Below are 17,452 nucleotides of genomic sequence, written 5' to 3'. Positions count from 1 at the left end.
CAAGTTTCTTGGTTATCTGAGCGATGTTACCAATCGCCATATGACTGATTCAAGAGTTCTCAAAATTCGCAGCCACCGATTTCAATCAAAAACGGATTACCAGAACCGATGGATCAGTATCAAGTTGTCAACCCTACCGCCACGATCAATATGATTGTGTATAACAGAACACCTCCCAAAATCATTGGGGCACTGAGGGAATTCTGAAAAGTGGCTTTGGCAAGTGTCGTCGCGTTTTCCAACAAGTCGGGCCAAGTGTAGGACACAAAGTCGCCTTGGGACATTACAGCAACAAGCTTACCTTCGTCGTTCACGATCGGAAGCCGGCGAAACCGTTCATTTGACATTATTCTCAGCCAATCCAAAAGGTCATCATCCTCTTTGGCTGTGCGCACGTTTTTCGTCATCACTTCGTTCACCGTTGTCACGGTTGGATCAAGCGACATTGCCACCACGCGCTGGAAAATGTCCCTTTCGGTCATCATACCCAGCAGGTTCATCTCAGAATCGACCGCAATGATAGACCCGTAGTTTCGTTCGGCCATCAGCAGTGCTGCATCCCTTACACTGGTTTTAGGATCGCAAGTTAGCGGCTTGGGCTTGGAGGCATATTCGGCTCTTTCGAGAATTTTCATGCTTGCAGGTCCTCGTATAAGTAGGTGTAGCGACGATGCGACGATTGATCCCGGGCAAGCGCGAGATGACCGCGCTGCGAAAAGAAGGAGAGGTCCATTTGGTTAAGCAGCCATTCCTTTTGAGCCACAATTCGGGCCAGCCGCCCGCATTTTTTGTCTGTATTCATGAAGAAATCTCCTTTTACGGTCTAATTCATTTGCCTTCATCGACGGATTATTGGAATTTTTCGACCTGTCGATTAGGACAGATGTCCGAACGGGCGCATTTCATCGGTCTTTCCGAGCAGCTACTTTTGATTGGCATGATGTTGAACCCATCGGCACGCTTCGTGGACCGCCAGTTGCTGATTGGAGATACGGCCGCGTTGTTTAATCGCCAGGTTTTGAAGACGCCACAGACGGAAAAATGATGGAAGATCTAGCTGGCAATCGCTTGCGATCAACAGCCACGATCGATTTTATCTTAGCTTGTCTTCCCCAATAGACAGGTAGGAATTGAAGGCGAAAATTGCCATCCAGCTAGCATGAAGGTGCTCACTGATCCCAAATTTGCAGATGTTATCGAATCGATTGAATATAGTCCGATAGCCACAGTGATCAGCGACCCAAATCTGTGCGACAACCCGATTGTGGCGGTGAATGAGCCGTTTTGTACGCTAACCCAATATCCGTCCGAAGAAGTGCTGGGTCGAAACTGCAAATTCCTGGCTGGAGAGGAAACCGAACCTTGGCTGACTGACAAGATCCGTGAGGGCGTGATCAATCACCGTCCGGTAATGGTCGAGATTTTGAATTATAAGCGGGACGGAACGCCTTTTCGCAACGCTGTCCTGGTGGCCCCTATTTTCGACAAATCCGATGCGCTGCGATACTTCATCGGTACTCAGGTCGAATTGCTGGAAGCAGACTGGGAAACATTTTCCGGTCGCAAGCAAAAGGCGCGATCGTTGGTCAAAAGCCTCTCCACAAGGCAACGGCAAGTCCTGCAAAAAATGGCCAACGGCGAACGCACCAAGCAGATTGCTTACGAACTAGCGCTCAGCGAAAAAACGGTTGAGATGCATCGGACATTGCTGTTCCGAAAAGTTGGTGCCGGAAATGTCGCCGAGGCGGTTCGTGTCGCGATTGACGCGGGCCTCTGATCGCAAACTACAGGGTTTACCCTTGCAGGGTTAATCCCAGCTTTTCCAGCACCCCTTCGAAGTCCTAATCCGTTGCTCTCATAGCGGCAGGATAACCAGTGTTTATTACCCTGAAGTCGCGCCGCCATTACAGCAGGAGTGCCAATATGGAAACTATTAGCCTAGCGCAATATTCCTTAGTGTATAATGCGTTTTCATTCACCTTTGCAACGATGGCCGCCACCACGTTGTTCCTTTGGTTCGGACGGTCGCAAGTCGGCCCTGCTTATCGAACCGCACTCACCATTTCAGGTCTGGTCTGCGCTATCGCCGCATATCATTACTTTCGAATTTTCGAGAGCTGGAGCGGAGCTTATGAAGCAAAAGACGGCATATTGCTGGTGACCGGTGTCGCCTTTAACGATGCCTACAGATATGTCGACTGGTTGCTGACCGTCCCGCTGTTGCTTATTGAGCTGATTCTCGTGATGCGGCTGACACAGTCGGAAACAACCTCCAAATGCCTCCGTCTGGGCTTTGCGGCAGCGCTGATGATCGTACTGGGCTATCCAGGCGAAATCGCCGACAACAATGCCAGCCGCGCGCTTTGGGGAACGCTCTCCGCAATTCCATTCCTGTATATTGTATGGGAATTGTTCAAGGGCCTTGGCGAATCGATTGAGCGACAGCCAGACAATGTACGCAAGCTAGTGAAGGACGCACGCTTGATTACATTTGCCTCCTGGGGTTTCTATCCGATTGTTTACATGGTGCCCTATACCGACCTTGGCGGCGGTACGGTCGAGACTGCAGTGCAGATAGGATACACAATAGCAGACTTGGTCGCCAAGGCTGGCGTCGGTGTCCTCATCTACGTGATTGCCGTCCGCAAAAGCGCGGTCGAATATCCCGAACTCGCCAAATCGACCTAGGCATGAACTTGCGATACCCCCAATCGCTAGCTAGCCGACAGGGGCAGGGTCTAATGACCCTGCCCCGCTTTTTTTCTGGATTCGGATTCGGTCAAGACGGTGATGTAAGTCCAGCGACTCTGGCCCTTGGTTTTTTCGCCATGTTCGCTCTGGTTCAAGATAGTGCATTGGTACCGGTCGTCACGCTCGCAGCGTGCCTTTCCATGCTGATCATAGGCATGCCGCATGGCATGTTCGATTATCTGACGTTGCGGGACAGGAGTGGAGGAAGCATTGCCAAACTCGGTGCATATATCGCTATATATTGCAGCGGAGCAGCGGTCGCTCTGATTGGTTGGAAGATCGCTCCCCTCGCGTCGCTTGCGGCTTTTCTGATACTAGCCGTTGCGCATTTCTCCGAAGACTGGGCACAAGACCGTTCGAAATTATTTGCCGTTGCCATGGCGACGAGTGTGATTGCGCTTCCCGCGCTCACCTATCCCAGTCAACTATCCGCAATGTTCGGATTGGTAGTTGGCAAGAATGCAAGCATTCTCACGGACATGGCTCGTCTAGTAGCGCCGCTATTCGGACTGATTTCTCTAGTGTTGGTCGCCATTGATTTCGCCGAAAAGCAGACAGGCCAAGCGTTGCGGAATTTTCTTCTGCTGTCATCAGCTTTGCTCCTTCCTCCGGCCATCGGATTTGCGATCTTCTTCTGTCTTTTCCATTCTCCGCGACATTTTGTGGAAGGCTATCGCGAATTGTTGGACAAAAAATATGATCAAGGAAAGTTTTTCACTTTTCTAACGTGGGGTTCGGGCGCGGTCTATTTGTGCGTTCATTTTGTCCAACCGAAAGCGATGCCAGATCAAATGCTTATAGCAACAATATTTCAGACGTTCGCGATCCTGACCGTACCACATTTATTGATGCCCTTGGTCAAGATGCCGTCTCGCAAGCACCCCGATCAGCTGAAATCAACCGCCCAAAGCAGACACTAGAACCGAATAACATGAACAACCGCTTCTGGGTCGTCAGCGGCAGGTCTGTTTTTAGTGCTAAGTGAGAAACTGCTGAATGACCGAATATGAGTGGAATGCGGGAATTGATACCTACAATTTATAATCACAGCTTCATCCCGAAAACCGCCATCAACGATCAATCAAAATGGCACTTCCGAAACTTTTCAGCTTAGGCGCCGTGTTTCAAAGGCTCGCCGCGAGCGGCGAAAAAATAAAGACCCGTTCCGACGATGAGGATCAGTCCCAGCATTTGATAAGCTGCGATGCTGGCCTGGCTTGCCACCCAAATCGTGGAAGCTGCGGCGAGCAACGCCAATGGCAGGTGCCACCAGGCGGCTTGCCGTTCTTCCCTGTGCTGTAGGACCGGCAAGGCCAAGGCTGATAAAAGATACATAACCAAACGCGAAAGCGTGCTTGCGACGGCGAGCGTTGCAAAGCCGGCCCAAAGACTGAACAGGATTGCAGCACCGCCATAGAAAAGTATCGAGACATCCGGCGTCTGGAATCGCTGTGATACATGCGCGAACGCGCGGGGCAACGTTCCCTGTTCGGCCATGCCAAATGTCATGCGAGGCGTAACGATGCCGCCGCTTAGTGTATTTGCCCCGATTGAGAACGCAGCTGCCACCGAGATCGCAATCACGCCAGCCTGACCCATCAGTTCTCCAGCCGCAGCAGCAAGCGCGCTTTCTTCGCCGCCCACTTGTGGAGCGATCGCGAGATAGGCCCAGATCACCAGCATGTAGAACAACGCTACTGCCGCCAACGTGGTGATCAGCGCGAGCGGGATGGTCCGCTTGGGATCGCGCAATTCTCCGGCCGGAAAGGTGCCATTTTCGAACGCCATATAAGCGTAGAACGTCAGCAGGACGACACTTTCGAACTCTGTGAATTCCGGCAGACTGAAGCCGACGACCGGATCACGGGTCAAAAGGCCGATTACTATGAGCACTGCGAGCGGGACAAGTTTGACAGCGGTCATCACGCCAAGCGTTCCCACCGACGTGCGCATACCAACGAGGTTGACCGCGGTAGTGAAGACGATAAAGCCAACCACGGCGATGGCTCTCAATAAGGGATCATCCAGCACCGGAAACAGCACGGCAATATATGCAATTGCTACTTGGGTATTGGCTGCCACCGCGACTACACCTGAAGAGTAGCGGGTCCATCCCGACTGGAAACCAGCAAAGGGACCGAAGGCTGCATGGGCATAGAGGACGGGTCCTCCATGGCTGTCAAAGCGGGTCGCGAGCTGAGCGAACACGAACGTCAGTGGTAAGATCAGCAACGCACCAAATAACATCATCCAAGGTGCAAAATTGCCGACGGCTGCGACCATGATGGCAGGTAGAGCAAAAATGCCTGCACCGATCATTCCGTTCACCGGAAAAAGTGCGGCGCCCCAAAAGCCCACTGTGCGCGGTAATGCTTGAGATTTCGGCACAATCCCCCCAGAAAATCCCTTTATTTGGGAATAGGACCTAGTCACGGAATAAGCAAGACGCGCACTTCCGGAGCGGTTCGGGTGCACGAAGTCACGAGTTCCAGTCGATCCGTGACGTGCCATTCCGATTTAAACTGCCGCATGACTGGTTTATCGCGAAAGCGGACACTCGCTTTGGTAGTCTATAACGGCAACAACCGGGTCGTCAGCCGTCGGGCAGCTGCTGCGTCCGTCACCCCGTTAGGTGTCCGGAACAACTCTCAATAATCCTTGCTCACCCGCACATTGACGCTCTGTCGGCCGAGGGTCGAGATGGTCGAAAGGATCGACAGCCAGCGGGTGATCTGGAACTCCAGCTGGGTGGCGCTATAGCCCTTGCCGTCGGTGATCAGTTCGACATAGATGCGGCGGGTGATATATTTGCCGGCGGCGATCGAGGTACCGGAGCCGGTGTCGGTGTCGGACGGCAATATTCTGAGCCGGTCGAGGCCGACCGCCTTGCGTAGCTGGTTGATCGGATCAAGCCCGCCGCCGCTGTTCAGCGAGGCAACCGCAGCCGCCAGCTGGACCGCCTCGGGCGCCGACAGATTGGCGATCGAGGAGCCGAACAATATCCGCGAGAGCAGCTCGTCCTGCGGCAGCGCCGGGATACTGGTGAAGGCGATTTCCGGCTGGTTGCCGGAGCCGGTCACATTGATCGTGGCGTTGAGGCCGGTCAGATTGGCTTCCGCCTCGATGTCCAGAATCGGATTGACCGGCTGGTTACCGACGAAGCGGATGCGCCCGCGTTCCAGCCGGAAGCGCCGCCCGGCGAAGGTATAATTGCCGCTGATCAGATTGGCGGTGCCGACCATCGCGAAATTGTCGACCGGGCCGGAAATCTTGAGACTGGCATTCCATTCGCTGTCCAGACCCAGCCCCTCGACCCGCAAGCGGTTGGGCGCGTTGGCCGTCAGGTCAAAGCGCCAGGGCCGGTCACGGACCGGCACCGGCCGTTCATCCGCGCGCCGGTTGATCTCGCGGGTCCTGATATCGGGCAGGTTGGCGGTCTCGCTGGCCCGGCCAAAGCGGAAGAAGCTGCGGTTCAGGGTGACATCGCCGGAAATCAGGCCACCGTCCGGCGAGCTGCGGATCTTGATCGGTCCGCTCACGGTGGCGGAGAAATCATCGCGGGCGATCAGCACGGCCTGCCGGGCATCGATATCCATCATGATGCCGATGCCTTCGCCGGACGGGACGGCAAAGTTGAAACTGCCGCTGCCGCTCACCGTGCCGCCGCCGGCGGTGGTGCCGGTCAGGTTCGGCAAGACCAGACGCGAGCCGTCAAACCGGCCGACGGCCTTGATATTGGAGACGACGGTGCCGGTCAGCGGGCTTTCCAGCCGCGCGTTGCTGGTGCTGACCCTTCCCTGGATCTCGGGACTGGCGAGGCTGCCGCTGATGTCGGCGCTGGCCGCGACCGGTCCGCTGAGGTCGAAGGTTTCAACCCCGGTCAGTCGCCACAGACTCTCGGCGCCGCCGTTGAACCGGGCCTGCGCAAAAAGCGGCCGGCGCATCAGCTCGTCCTGCCAGCGCCCGCCACCGAGGCCGGTCACCCGTCCCTGGAACCGGCCAATGGTTTTTCCTGCGGGCGATCTGATGATCCCGCGGGCGGCGGCGTTGCGCTGGGAAATCGCGACATTCAGACCGAGATCGACCGGCGCCGACGTCAGGATCAAACCGGACCGGGTCAGGCCCTTGATCGTCAGCTTCGCATCGCCCACCGGCACCTGCGAACCCGCCTGAGTCAGCTTGACCGTGCCATTGACCGTGCCGCCCAGCCCAAGATCGGGATAGGCAATATCGATCAGCGACAGCGGCATTTTCGCCAGCACCAGATCGAGCCGGGAATTGCCGCTTCCCCAGCGCCCGGACATCCGGGCGGTGCCGCTGCCATAGCTGATCGTGGTCGGAGATGCGGCCCAGCCATCGCTGACCCGGCGCAGTTCGAGCGCCCGTGTCAGCCGCAGCCTGCGGCCTTCGAACTGGCCGGCCCCGGTGATCCGGTAGAGATCGGGCGTGATATCGGCCTTGGCCTGAAATTCGAAGGTGCTGCCACGGGTTCCCGCGATCGCGAAAGTGGCCTGACCGCGGCCGTCGGTCAGCTTGGCATTGGCGGCGATCCGGCCAATAATCAGTTCGCCGCGGCTGATGCCCTGCGCCCGCAAGGTCGCATCGATGTTGGACTTGCCGTCGATCAGGATGATATCGGCGTCGAACACGGCGGTCCGGATGAAGATCGGCGGATTGCCGTCGAAACGGGCATTTTCCGCCTTGAGATTGGCGCGGATCAGCTGCCGTCCGTTGCCGGGCCTGAACACCACCGACCCGTTCACACCGCCGCCGCTGACGGCAAGCGTTCCGGCCAGACCATTGGCGGTGGTTCTGATCGTGCCGGTGGCCAGCGTGTCGGACACCAGCAGCCGGTCGACCTGCACCGCCGTGTCCTGCCCCGCCAGGGTCAGGATGGTCCCGTCGCTAGTGAACGGCCCGAGAGTCGAGCCGCCGGCCGCGGTATAGGAAAAACCGTTGGTCACCGGCTCGAGCTGCAGGCGAACCGCCGAGAGCCCGGCTGCGGGCAGCGGGCTGTCGAGCAACAAGGCGATGCTCGGCCGGTCGAGCGGGCCATCCAGCTGAAGATCGAAGCGCCCGTAGGTATCCTGCGTGCCCGAACCGCGAAACGCGTAGGTCGTCGCTGTGGTCTGACTTCCCGAACCCCTGAAGCTCAGGTCGGGAGCAGTGACGACAAGGTTTGAGAAACGCAACAATCCGTCCGGCCCCAATGTCAGGCCGGTTTGCAATTGCGGCAGGCCGCCCGCCAGTTCGCGCAGAAAATCGATGTCGAAGCGCCGCAACCGGGCATTGATCTGGCCATCGAGCCCGATCCCGGTCGGCGCGGGTCCGAGATTGATATCGGCGATGATATCGGCGATCCCCACGCCTTGCACGGCGAAGCCCGGTGCGGTGGCCGCGATCCTGGCGGCATAATTTCCGGTGGAGGGACGCAGCTCAAAATCCATCGTGCCGCTGGCGACGCCGGTGGCAACACGCGCGCGCTCGGCAAACAGCAGATCATTTTCGTAGCGGAGCAAGGCGGTGGCGGTAAATCCGGAAAGCAGTTGTTTCAGCAGATCGCCATTGCCGATCAAAGTGCCGACGGACAGTTCGAGCGGTATATCCCAGCCGCCCGCATCGCGCTGGCCCTCGCCTTCCCCGCGCACATTGGTCAACAAGGTCTTGCCGAAGGCCAGTTGCGGCGCGGTCAGCAGATATTGATAGCGCAGTTCGGAGAATTTGCCATTGAGCATCGCCTTCAGTTCGAAGTCCTGCGCCTTCATATTGGCGGCCAGCGCAGACGGATCGATCAGCCTTGTCTCGAGCCGCATCGCGTCGAGACTGTTTCGTCGCAGATCAATGCCGCCGTTGGCGGTGAGCGACAGCGCAGCGGAGCGCGCTTCCATGGCCAGCTGCACCACGCGGTTTTCAAGCCGGACGGTTCCCTGGATCGCCAGGTTGGGGGACGCCAGTTTCTGTGCGATGCCTTCCGGCAAAAGGGTACCGGCCAGCCGGCCATCATAGGCGAACAGCCCTTCCCTCGCTTCCACAGCGATTTGCGCCAGTGCCTGACCCGCGCTCTGCGCGTTCAGTTCGCCATTCCATAGCCGCCAGCTGCCATCCCCTTTCACGGTGATCGCCAGGTCACGCTCGAGTCCGAGTGCCCGGGCCAGCACGCCACCGGCCGGTGCCATGATGTCGGCTTCGATATCGAGCGTTTCCCGCTCCGGCTCGGCGTTCAGGGCGAGCATCAATTTGTCGCCGCTTTCGGTTGTCGCCGCTGCGAGATTCACCATAGCGCGACCGGCCCGGATATCGGCCGAGCCCGACAGATTGGCAAATTGTTCGGTGCCGGTAATGGCTTCGCCAAGTGCCAGATTGTCGGCGCGAAAGGCGCCGATATAAATGTCGAAGTCCGGCAGCAGCGGCTGGTCTTCTTCGCTTTCGATCAATTTCGGTAAGCGTTCGAGCCGCCCCTGCACTATCACTGCATCGGAAATGTTGAGCTCGTTGAATATCCATGCCAGCGGGTTCCAGTCGACCGCTACGGTCCGCGCGGTGAAAAACTCACCCTCGGGATCGCTGAGCACCAGTCCCTGCACCTGGGTCCTGCTGTAGATGGAGCCATCAATATCGGCGATGCGGATGCGCAGGCCATCGGCCGGTTCCAGACCCTCGACCTGGCTGATGATGAAACGATGGCCGGCATCGCTATCGAGCCATATGGCCGCGCCGATCAGGCCCAATATCAGAAGCGTGCCCAGTGCCAGCAGGCTGCGCACCGACCATCGCCATGCTGTCGTTCTGGGGCGAGACTTGTCGGGGCTGTCGGCCATCTAGAAGGCCTGTCCAAGCGAAACATAGACAGCGATGCGGGAATCGCCCGGCTGGGGATTGATCGGTGTGCCGACATCGATCCGGATGGGACCAAAATCGCTATAATAGCGTACGCCAAGCCCGGCCCCGTAGCGCAGTCCGGAAAAATCCGGAGTGCTGCTTCTATAGACATTGCCGGCATCGACAAAGGGCACGATGCCCAGATTGCCGCCGAAAAACCCTGTGCGCACGCGCGCTTCCAGCGAGAATTCGACCAGCGAGCGGCCGCCCAGCGGGTCATTATTGGCATCGCGCGGACCAATGCTCTGGAAGCCATAGCCACGCACCGAGCCGCCGCCGCCGGAATAGAGCCGGCGGGATGGTGCTATCCGGTTGACTCCCGCTCCCGTGATCGTGCCGAAGCGGGCGCGACCGGCCAGCACGATTGTGTCCGAAACCGGGAAATAGGCACTGCCGTCAAACTGGCTGCGCACGTAAAAGAAACTGCCGTCCTGCAGGGATGCTTCGGGTGCGATGCGCCCGGTCACACGAAAGCCGCGGGTCGGATCGAGCAGGTCGTCGCTGGCGTCAAAGGTGATCGAGCCCGGCAGCGAACCGATGAAGAAGGTTTCCCGGGCCGTCGTCCCTGTGGGTCCGGTAATATCGGTTTCCCGCGATGCCAGCAATTCGATGCCCGCCGACCAGCTCCAGCGCTTCTGGAAGATCAGATTGCTCTGTCGCTCGATATTGGCGGCGACCGAGAAAGTCTGTGCCTGGAACGCCGGGCGATCGATGACGCTCAATGCGGTCCGTCCGTTCAGGACATTGTCGCGCCGGCGGTAATTGTTGCGGCGATAGGCAAGACTGCCGGATTGTTCCTGGGTCCCGAGCACAGCCATCGCGCGGATCAGTCCTTCTGGTGGGAAGAGATTGCGATGTTCCCAGCTTGCCGCTGCGCGAATGCCTTCGCCGGTACCATAGCCCAGCTCGCCGGCTATGGTCCGCAGCGGTGCCGGTGTCACATCCACGGCAATGTCCACCGCACCCGCCTCGTCAGCCTCCACCGGATCGAGCGTGATGGTCGAGACCAGACCGGTTGCGATCAGCGCCCGGCGCAAATCCTCGACTTCCGAAGCCTGATAGAGGTCGCCCGGATCGAAGCGGGCGATCATCTGGACATGATCGGCATCGAACAGGTCGGAATTGGCCATGACAATCCGGCCGAAATTGAAGCGACCGCCGGGAGTCACCGGCACTTCGAGATCGCCCAGCCGTTCGGCATGATCGATTTCCAGTTCCGGTTCGCCGGTTTTCGCGAACGCATAGCCACTTTCCACCATCGCAATATTCAGCCGGCCGATGGCATCCATGATCCGGTCGCTGTTGACCACCGCACCCGATTGCAAGGCGAAGGTGTCGCGGAATTTTTCCGGGTCGGGCGGAACTGCGGTATCGAGACCCGGCAAGGCGATGGCTTCCAGCTCATATTGCGGCCCCGGTTGCACGTCGATAACCACTTCGATCCGCTTCTCGCCGTCGGTCTTGAAGCGCGTCTGGACCACCGCGTCATAATAGCCTTCAATTCTGAGCAGCCGTTCGACGAGTTCGGCGTCGCTTTGCGCACGCCGTCTGATCTGAGCAAAATTGGCATCATCGCCGCGATATTGCTCCAGAACCGACAATATCTCGAAGCGACTGTCGAAGGTCTCTCCGATATTTTCGGGCAAACCCTGAAAGCTGATCCGATAGGCGGTTTCCGCAAGCCCATCGGTCGGTCGATATTCGTTTAGCGACAATTCTTCGGTCAGCCGTTCTTCGGACCGCAGTTCGTCGCTGGCCTCAAATTCCTCTTCCTCGGTCTCTTCGGTTAAGGCCGGAATTTCCGGGTTCTCGCTATCGTCAACCAATGGCTCCGCCACTTGGTCGAGATCGGGCCATTCGACACCAAAATCCGGAAAGTCGGTTAGCGGCTGGTCCGGGTCAAGGGGAGCGTCAAATTCGGAATCATCTTGCACCTCTCCGACCGGCTGATTGTCTGACTGCGCATGGCCCGGCCCGACAAGCGAACTCATCAGCAATATAGCAAGCATGCCACGGCAGCAACAAAACACAGTTGGACCCATCATCCATCCCTTTAGCTGTGGATGAATCGCGATGCCAACGAATAACAACCCTTTTGCGGCAAGCATTTCTTTTTGCAGGACATTCCGTCCCGCAGCTTTCCGATCGCTCTTTCGTGACGGCTTTTAACCGTTGATTAACCAAGTTAGCCCATATTTTAGATCAAGACGGAACGGGCGCTTGTGTCCGGACCATAATCGTTGAACAGGATCGCTGGAAATGCCGAATATGCGTATCATTTTGCTCGAAGCGGCTTTGGTTGCCGGTGTTCTGATAACCGGATTGTCTGCGTCCCAGATCGCTTATGCGGCGCCGGATGCGTTGGTGCTGAAGGGGGCCGTCGACCCGCAGGCCGATGTGAAGATCGACAGTTCGATCAGGGTTGAACGGACCGAAATATCGGCAACTGGCGAAAGCGTGACCACGCTGCACGATCCCGCATCCGTCAAGATCATTCCCGGAGACAGGTTGCTGTTCACCAACAGCTATAGCAATCTCGGCCAGAATGCCGTGACCGGCTTTGTCGTCAACAATCCGGTGCACAGCGCCGTGAGCTTTGTCGAGGCACTGGAAGACTGGGCGCTGGTCTCGGTTGATGGTGGTCAGAATTACGGAAAATTGGTCGAGCTAAGCGTCGCAGATGCAACAGGCGACATGCGCCCGGCGGGGACGGCTGATGTTACCCATATTCGCTGGGTTCTGCCTTCCCCAATCGCTTCGGGCGCTTCCGGTGAATTGCGTTTTCGCGGAACCGTCAAATAGCATCAACCCGGGTTTCACGCCGGGTCGCATTCCCATAGGATATCACTGACTGCGATCAGGCGCGCCAGCCGCGCCAGTTCCGCCGCCAGTTTTTGCCGCCGTGCCGCAGACCAGCGGATAGCCGGTTCGAGCCAGAATTGCGTGACCCGCAACTGGCCCAGCGACCGGTCCGCCTTGATTTCGATGCGGCCGACGAAGCGGTCACCTTCCAGGATCGGATAGACATAATAGCCCCACCGGCGCTTTGCCGTCGGCACGAACATCTCGTTGCGATAGGCAAAGCCGAACAAGGCTGCCAATCGATCGCGGTCGCGCACGACCGGGTCAAACGGATTGATGATCCGCAGTCTCGATGTCGGAGCCGTGATGCCAGCCAGACGCGGTGCGATATCCGGCGGGGCAAGCGCTTCGCGCCAAAGCCCGTCGCGTGATTGCACGGTGACGGGGACCAGATCCCGAACGGTCTGCGACCAGCATCTGACTTCCGTTGCGGTGATCGCCCCCCAGAATCGCTGGATTTCGCCGAGCGAGCCGCAAGCCAGCCGATCCAGCGCATTGCGGCACAGCCAGTCGATCTGAACCGTTTCGTCATATGCGGTCTGCTGCAGGTGCGCGGGAATGACCCGCTCGGCCAGATCATAATATTTGGCAAAATTCTGGCGGTGCGAGGTCGCCAGTTCGCCAGCATACCAGAGCTGATCGAGAACGCGCTTGTGCGGCGGGCGATCCCACATCTGCTTTTCGCCTTCGACTTTGGTATCAAAGGCGTGGGTGGACAGGGGTCCCTCCTGCGCGATCCGGGACAGGATATGCTGCCGGTCGATTTGCTTCGCGGCCGCCTGGAAGGAGGGCAGACCCGCCACACGCTCTCCCAGACGGCGAAACTGGCGCTGCCACATCGGGTAAAATTCCATCGGCAGCACCGAGGCATCATGGGTAAAATGCTCGAATATCGCGCGGTCCCGGGCAAGCAGCCGGTCGAGCATCGGCTCGCGATAATTCTGGTTACGGCTCCACAATATGTGATGATGGGCGCGGGTGACATTCTGGATCGTGTCGAGCTGGACAAAGCCGAGACGGCGGATGGTGGCCGGCAGATCAAGCGGGCCGGTCGGGGCATCGGACAGTCCCTGCGCCTGCAGCCAGAGCCACCGCGCCTGTCGATTGCCGATCGGCAGCGCCGCTGTCATCAGACCGCAGTGGTTTCGATATGGGCCACTTTCCGCTGCCGCCGCGTCGCCAGGATGCACCCGGCCACGATCAGCACGGTGCCAGAAACGGTCGCCAGCGTGATCGGCTCGCGAAAGAACAGCCAGCCGAAAATCGCCGCCCAGATGAAGGCGCTATATTCCAGATTGATCAGGTTTTTCGCCTCGGCCCGGGCATAGCCCCAGGCAATGAACAGCGCCGAGATGATCGACAATATCGCGCCGATACCGATATAGGGGAGAAATTGCTGATCCGGGATAACGGCAAAAAAGGGCGCGAGCAGCAGGAAGGCGCTGCCGACAATCAGATTTTGCGAAAAGCTGATCTCGATCGGACCGGCGAGCAGCGCCTGCTGCCGCTGGATCACCAGATTGCCGGCATAGAGCACCGCCGATGCGAGAATGGCGCCGATGCCGAGCAACGCCTGTTCATCATAATCGCCGGTGGCCCGGCCCAAAGCGATCACCAGCACGCCACCGAACCCCAGCAGCGAAGCATAGATGGCATTGCGGTGGATCGTCTCGCCGAGAAACACCGCAGCCAGATAGAGCGCGATAATCGGCGCGATGAACGACAGGGCAATGGCTTCGGCCAGCGGCACCCGGGCCAGGCCCCAGAAAAACAGATAGGACATGAAGACAACGATGATGCCGCGCTGAAGGTGCACCTTGCGCGCGGCGCGGCCCGGCATTTTCGGCCCGCGGGCGAAAAATATCACCGAGACGATGGCGAGCGAGGCCAGCACCCGCCAGAGTATCGCATTATAGGCGCCGAGATCCATGGCCAGGCTCTTCATCACCACATCCATCATGGCAAAGCTAAGCAGGCCGATCAGCACCGATCCTGCCGGTAGCAGCAACGGGCCATCTTCCAGATGCGGTTTGGATAGTTCCAGATCGGACATAGTGTATCCCATCAGCCAGAAATTGTTGAAGCCGGTTGTGTGGTAGACAGTTTGCGTGCTTCGACAGGCTCAGCACGAACGGATTGTTCAGACGCTCTGCTTATCCACCGGCCACCGGAAATGGCAAGCGTGATTACAGACCCATCTGCCGGACCGCGAGGTCGCGCATGATTTCTTCCGAGCCGCCACCGATCGCCATGACCTTGACCTCGCGATAGAAACGCTCGACCGGATTGCCGCGCAGATAGCCGGCGCCGCCAAGGATCTGCATTGCTTCGCTGGCGCAAAATTCGAGATCCTTGGTGGCGCTGAACTTGGCCTTGCAGATCTGCGCGACCGGCATTTCGTCCTGTTCGGCGAGCCAGCAAATCTGGTTCAGCCAGCCATCGAGCCGGTCGACACGGGCCGACATGTCGGCGATCTTGTGGCGGATCACCTGATGCTTGATCATCGGCTTGCCGAAGGTTTCGCGCTGCTGTGCATAGGCGATCGATTCTTCCAGCAGCACCCGCATCATGCCGAGGCACTGAGCGACCATGCCGAGCCGTTCGTGGTTGAAATTATGCATGATCTGGATGAAGCCGCGATCCTGGTCGCCGAGCATATTTTCCGCCGGGACGCGCACCTCATCGAAATAGAGCGAGGCCTGGTCGGAAGACCACCAGCCCATTTTCCGGTCGAGCGCGGTGCGGGAGAACCCATCGGCATCGGCATCGACCAGGAACAGCGAAATGCCGTGCAGGCCTTCGCCGCCGGTGCGGGCGCCGATGACATAATGGTCGGCGGTCATGCCGCCGGTGATGAAGGTCTTGGCGCCGTTGATGATCCAGTGATTGCCGTCCTGCCTGGCCGTCGTCTGCATATTGGCAACGTCGGAACCGCCGCCGGGCTCGGTGATGCCGAGGCTGGAGCCCTTGTTGCCGAGCACGATATCCTTGAGGATGCGGTCCTTGATTTCTTCCGAGGCCAGCTTGTGGATCGGGCCGATCGAGATAGAGCGGCCGCCGAGCGCCGCCAGCGTCCCGCCATTATGCGCCCGCGCCGCTTCCTCGCCCCAGGCGGCGCGCATGAAGATATCGTCCATGCCGAGACCGCCATATTTCTCGTCAACCCCGAAGCCCCAGACGCCGAGCGCGCCGACTTTCTGATGCATTTCCCAGGGTATCTCGCCAGCTTCGTCCCATTCATTGGCAAATGGCTGCAACTCGGTTTCGGCGAAGCGGCGGCAGGTGGCGCGAAACTCGCGCCGCTCATCATTATCGAACGGTCGAAGCATATCTCTCTCCCAAGAGTTTAATCAGTTGATTAAAGCTGTATCGCTTCCAGCGCGGAACGCAAGGGGGCGGGAAGCGAAACCGGTCGGCGGGTTGCCCGGTCGACATAGACATGGGTGAAGCTGCCGGCGGCCGAGGCCACATCCTCGTCTCCCCGGAACAGGCCGACCCCGTAGGTGACGCTGCTGTTGCCCAGCCGGTCGACGCGGATCATCGCCCTCACCTCGTCGGGGAAAGCGATCGGGGCGAAATAATCGCAGCTGGTGTTGACGACCAGACCGATGGTGTCACCGCCGGTGATGTCGAGCGCGTCCTGCTCGATCAGATAGCGGTTTACCGCGGTATCGAACCAGAAATAATAGATGGCGTTGTTGACATGGCCGTAGGGATCATTGTCGTTCCAGCGGGTGGTGATCGTCGAGCCGGTGCGATAGTCGGCGCGGACCGGCGGTCCGGCCCGGGGAATTTTACCAGGCGGCATCATAGATCCTTTGCGCATCGGCGAGCGTCAGTTCCCTGGGGTTGTTGACCAGCAACCGGGTCTGCAGCATCGCCGCTTGCGCCAGCTCGGGGGTTGCCTCCTGCTTTATGCCTATCTCGCGCAGCTTGCGCGGAGCCTTCACCTTGACCGCCAGTCCTTCCAGATAGTCGATCAGTTGCTGGGCGCGCGCCTCGCTGCTGTTCTCGCTGCCGCGCGGGATGTCGAGGGCGTCGGCCAGTTGCGCGTAGAGCGGGGCGGCGGCCTCGAGATTGAACTGCATGACAAACGGCATGACCAGAGCGTTGGAGAGACCGTGGGGGATGTGATAAATGCCGCCGAGCGGATAGGCGAGCGCGTGGATCGCTCCGACCGGCGAATTGGCAAAGGCCTGACCGGCGAGCATCGAGCCGCGCAGCATCGCTTCGCGCGCCTGCATGTTCCGCCCGTCAGAACAGGCGGTTTCGATATGGGCCGTGAGCAGTTTCAGCGCCTCGATCGCGAGCATGTCGGAAACCGGATTCTTGGCATGTCGTCCGGTAAAGGCCTCGATCGCGTGCACCATCGCGTCGATGCCGGTGGCGGCGGTGACGGCGGCGGGCAGTCCCACCGTGAGCGCCGGATCGAGCAGCGCGACATCGGCAAACAGATAGGGCGAGACGATGCCCGCTTTGGTGGTTTCGCCGGTGGTCAGAATCGAAATGGCGGTCACTTCCGACCCGGTGCCGGCGGTGGTCGGGATCAATATGGTCGGCAGGCCCTTTCGCGCCAGCGCACCAACACCATAGATGTCGGTCAGCGGCTGCGCGCCGTCCACCGCGAGCGCGGCCACCACCTTGGCGGTGTCGAGCGAACTGCCACCGCCGAGTCCGATGACAATGTCGACGGCGGCGGCTTTTGCTGCGGCGATCGCGTCACGGACTATGGATTCCGGCGGGTCGGCGATGACGGCATCGAATATCTCGACGTCCAGGCCGGCTTCGGACAATGTCTTCTGGACCGGGGCGATCAGACCCGCATCGACTATGCCCCGGTCGGTCACAATCATCGGCCGAAACGCGCGCAAGGCTGCTATCTGTCCGGGCAGTTCGGCGAGGCAGCCTTGGCCAAAGTGAAGCACCGGGACGGTCTGGAAAATGAAATTTTTCATGGGTT

Annotated in this window: 14 protein-coding genes; 5 read left to right on the top strand and 9 right to left on the bottom strand. The window is 58.9% G+C overall.

Features of this window, described 5'->3' with window-relative positions; translation table 11 throughout:
* Positions 1-119: 119 nt before the first annotated feature.
* On the bottom strand, positions 120-635 hold the full coding sequence (locus ACEW8J_RS14755) for a CBS domain-containing protein (protein WP_373492400.1): 516 nt from the start codon (positions 633-635) through the stop codon (positions 120-122).
* Between the two features lie 35 nt (positions 636-670).
* On the opposite strand from ACEW8J_RS14755, the gene ACEW8J_RS14750 reads away from it, so the two are divergent.
* The 4 genes from ACEW8J_RS14750 (at position 671) to ACEW8J_RS14735 (ending at position 3,671) form a co-directional block, all read left to right on the top strand.
* Positions 671-1,045 (top strand): hypothetical protein, encoded by a 375-nt coding sequence (locus ACEW8J_RS14750; protein WP_373492399.1) that lies wholly within the window; start codon positions 671-673, stop codon positions 1,043-1,045.
* 114 nt (positions 1,046-1,159) lie between these two features.
* Positions 1,160-1,777 carry a LuxR C-terminal-related transcriptional regulator gene (locus ACEW8J_RS14745; RefSeq protein ID WP_373492398.1) on the top strand — a complete coding sequence of 206 codons (618 nt, stop codon included), beginning with the start codon at positions 1,160-1,162 and terminating at the stop codon, positions 1,775-1,777.
* Positions 1,778-1,923: 146 nt separating this feature from the next.
* Entirely contained in the window at positions 1,924-2,688 is a 765-nt protein-coding gene (locus tag ACEW8J_RS14740; RefSeq protein ID WP_373492397.1) for a bacteriorhodopsin-like, read from the top strand.
* A gap of 53 nt (positions 2,689-2,741) precedes the next feature.
* Positions 2,742-3,671 carry a Brp/Blh family beta-carotene 15,15'-dioxygenase gene (locus ACEW8J_RS14735; protein ID WP_373492396.1) on the top strand — a complete coding sequence of 310 codons (930 nt, stop codon included), beginning with the start codon at positions 2,742-2,744 and terminating at the stop codon, positions 3,669-3,671.
* Between the two features lie 190 nt (positions 3,672-3,861).
* Here the strand turns inward: ACEW8J_RS14735 and ACEW8J_RS14730 are convergent, their stop codons facing one another.
* The 3 genes from ACEW8J_RS14730 to ACEW8J_RS14720 form a co-directional block, all read right to left on the bottom strand.
* Positions 3,862-5,109 (bottom strand): APC family permease, encoded by a 1,248-nt coding sequence (locus ACEW8J_RS14730; protein ID WP_373492401.1) that lies wholly within the window; start codon positions 5,107-5,109, stop codon positions 3,862-3,864.
* A 290-nt stretch (positions 5,110-5,399) separates the two neighbouring features.
* Positions 5,400-9,569, bottom strand: a complete 4,170-nt coding sequence (locus tag ACEW8J_RS14725; protein WP_373492395.1) for a translocation/assembly module TamB domain-containing protein — start codon at positions 9,567-9,569, stop codon at positions 5,400-5,402.
* Positions 9,570-11,621 carry an autotransporter assembly complex family protein gene (locus ACEW8J_RS14720; protein ID WP_373492394.1) on the bottom strand — a complete coding sequence of 684 codons (2,052 nt, stop codon included), beginning with the start codon at positions 11,619-11,621 and terminating at the stop codon, positions 9,570-9,572.
* Between the two features lie 277 nt (positions 11,622-11,898).
* Between ACEW8J_RS14720 and ACEW8J_RS14715 the strand changes: the two genes are divergently transcribed.
* Positions 11,899-12,432 (top strand): hypothetical protein, encoded by a 534-nt coding sequence (locus tag ACEW8J_RS14715; RefSeq protein ID WP_373492393.1) that lies wholly within the window; start codon positions 11,899-11,901, stop codon positions 12,430-12,432.
* A gap of 14 nt (positions 12,433-12,446) precedes the next feature.
* Here ACEW8J_RS14715 and ACEW8J_RS14710 read toward each other — a convergent pair whose 3' ends face one another.
* The 5 genes from ACEW8J_RS14710 to ACEW8J_RS14690 all read right to left on the bottom strand — a co-directional run bounded on the left by ACEW8J_RS14710 (position 12,447) and on the right by ACEW8J_RS14690 (position 17,447).
* Positions 12,447-13,622: a winged helix-turn-helix domain-containing protein gene (locus tag ACEW8J_RS14710; protein WP_373492392.1), complete on the bottom strand. Its 1,176-nt coding sequence runs from the start codon at positions 13,620-13,622 to the stop codon at positions 12,447-12,449.
* A complete protein-coding gene (locus ACEW8J_RS14705; RefSeq protein WP_373492391.1) occupies positions 13,622-14,545 on the bottom strand; it encodes a DMT family transporter in 924 nt (307 codons plus the stop codon). Before ACEW8J_RS14705 ends, ACEW8J_RS14710 begins: the two co-directional genes overlap by 1 nt.
* A 133-nt stretch (positions 14,546-14,678) precedes the next feature.
* Positions 14,679-15,821 carry an acyl-CoA dehydrogenase family protein gene (locus ACEW8J_RS14700; RefSeq protein WP_373492390.1) on the bottom strand — a complete coding sequence of 381 codons (1,143 nt, stop codon included), beginning with the start codon at positions 15,819-15,821 and terminating at the stop codon, positions 14,679-14,681.
* Positions 15,822-15,850: 29 nt separating this feature from the next.
* Positions 15,851-16,303, bottom strand: a complete 453-nt coding sequence (locus ACEW8J_RS14695; RefSeq protein ID WP_373492389.1) for an acyl-CoA thioesterase — start codon at positions 16,301-16,303, stop codon at positions 15,851-15,853.
* Positions 16,287-17,447 carry an iron-containing alcohol dehydrogenase gene (locus tag ACEW8J_RS14690; protein WP_373492388.1) on the bottom strand — a complete coding sequence of 387 codons (1,161 nt, stop codon included), beginning with the start codon at positions 17,445-17,447 and terminating at the stop codon, positions 16,287-16,289. The genes ACEW8J_RS14695 and ACEW8J_RS14690 overlap by 17 nt, the downstream gene beginning before the upstream one ends.
* Positions 17,448-17,452: the final 5 nt, after the last annotated feature.

It is taken from the genome of Parasphingorhabdus sp. (assembly GCF_041748495.1).
GTDB lineage: Bacteria > Pseudomonadota > Alphaproteobacteria > Sphingomonadales > Sphingomonadaceae > Parasphingorhabdus.
The sequence above is the reverse complement of the archived record's forward strand: the minus strand, read 5'-3'. Positions and strand labels throughout refer to the sequence as shown.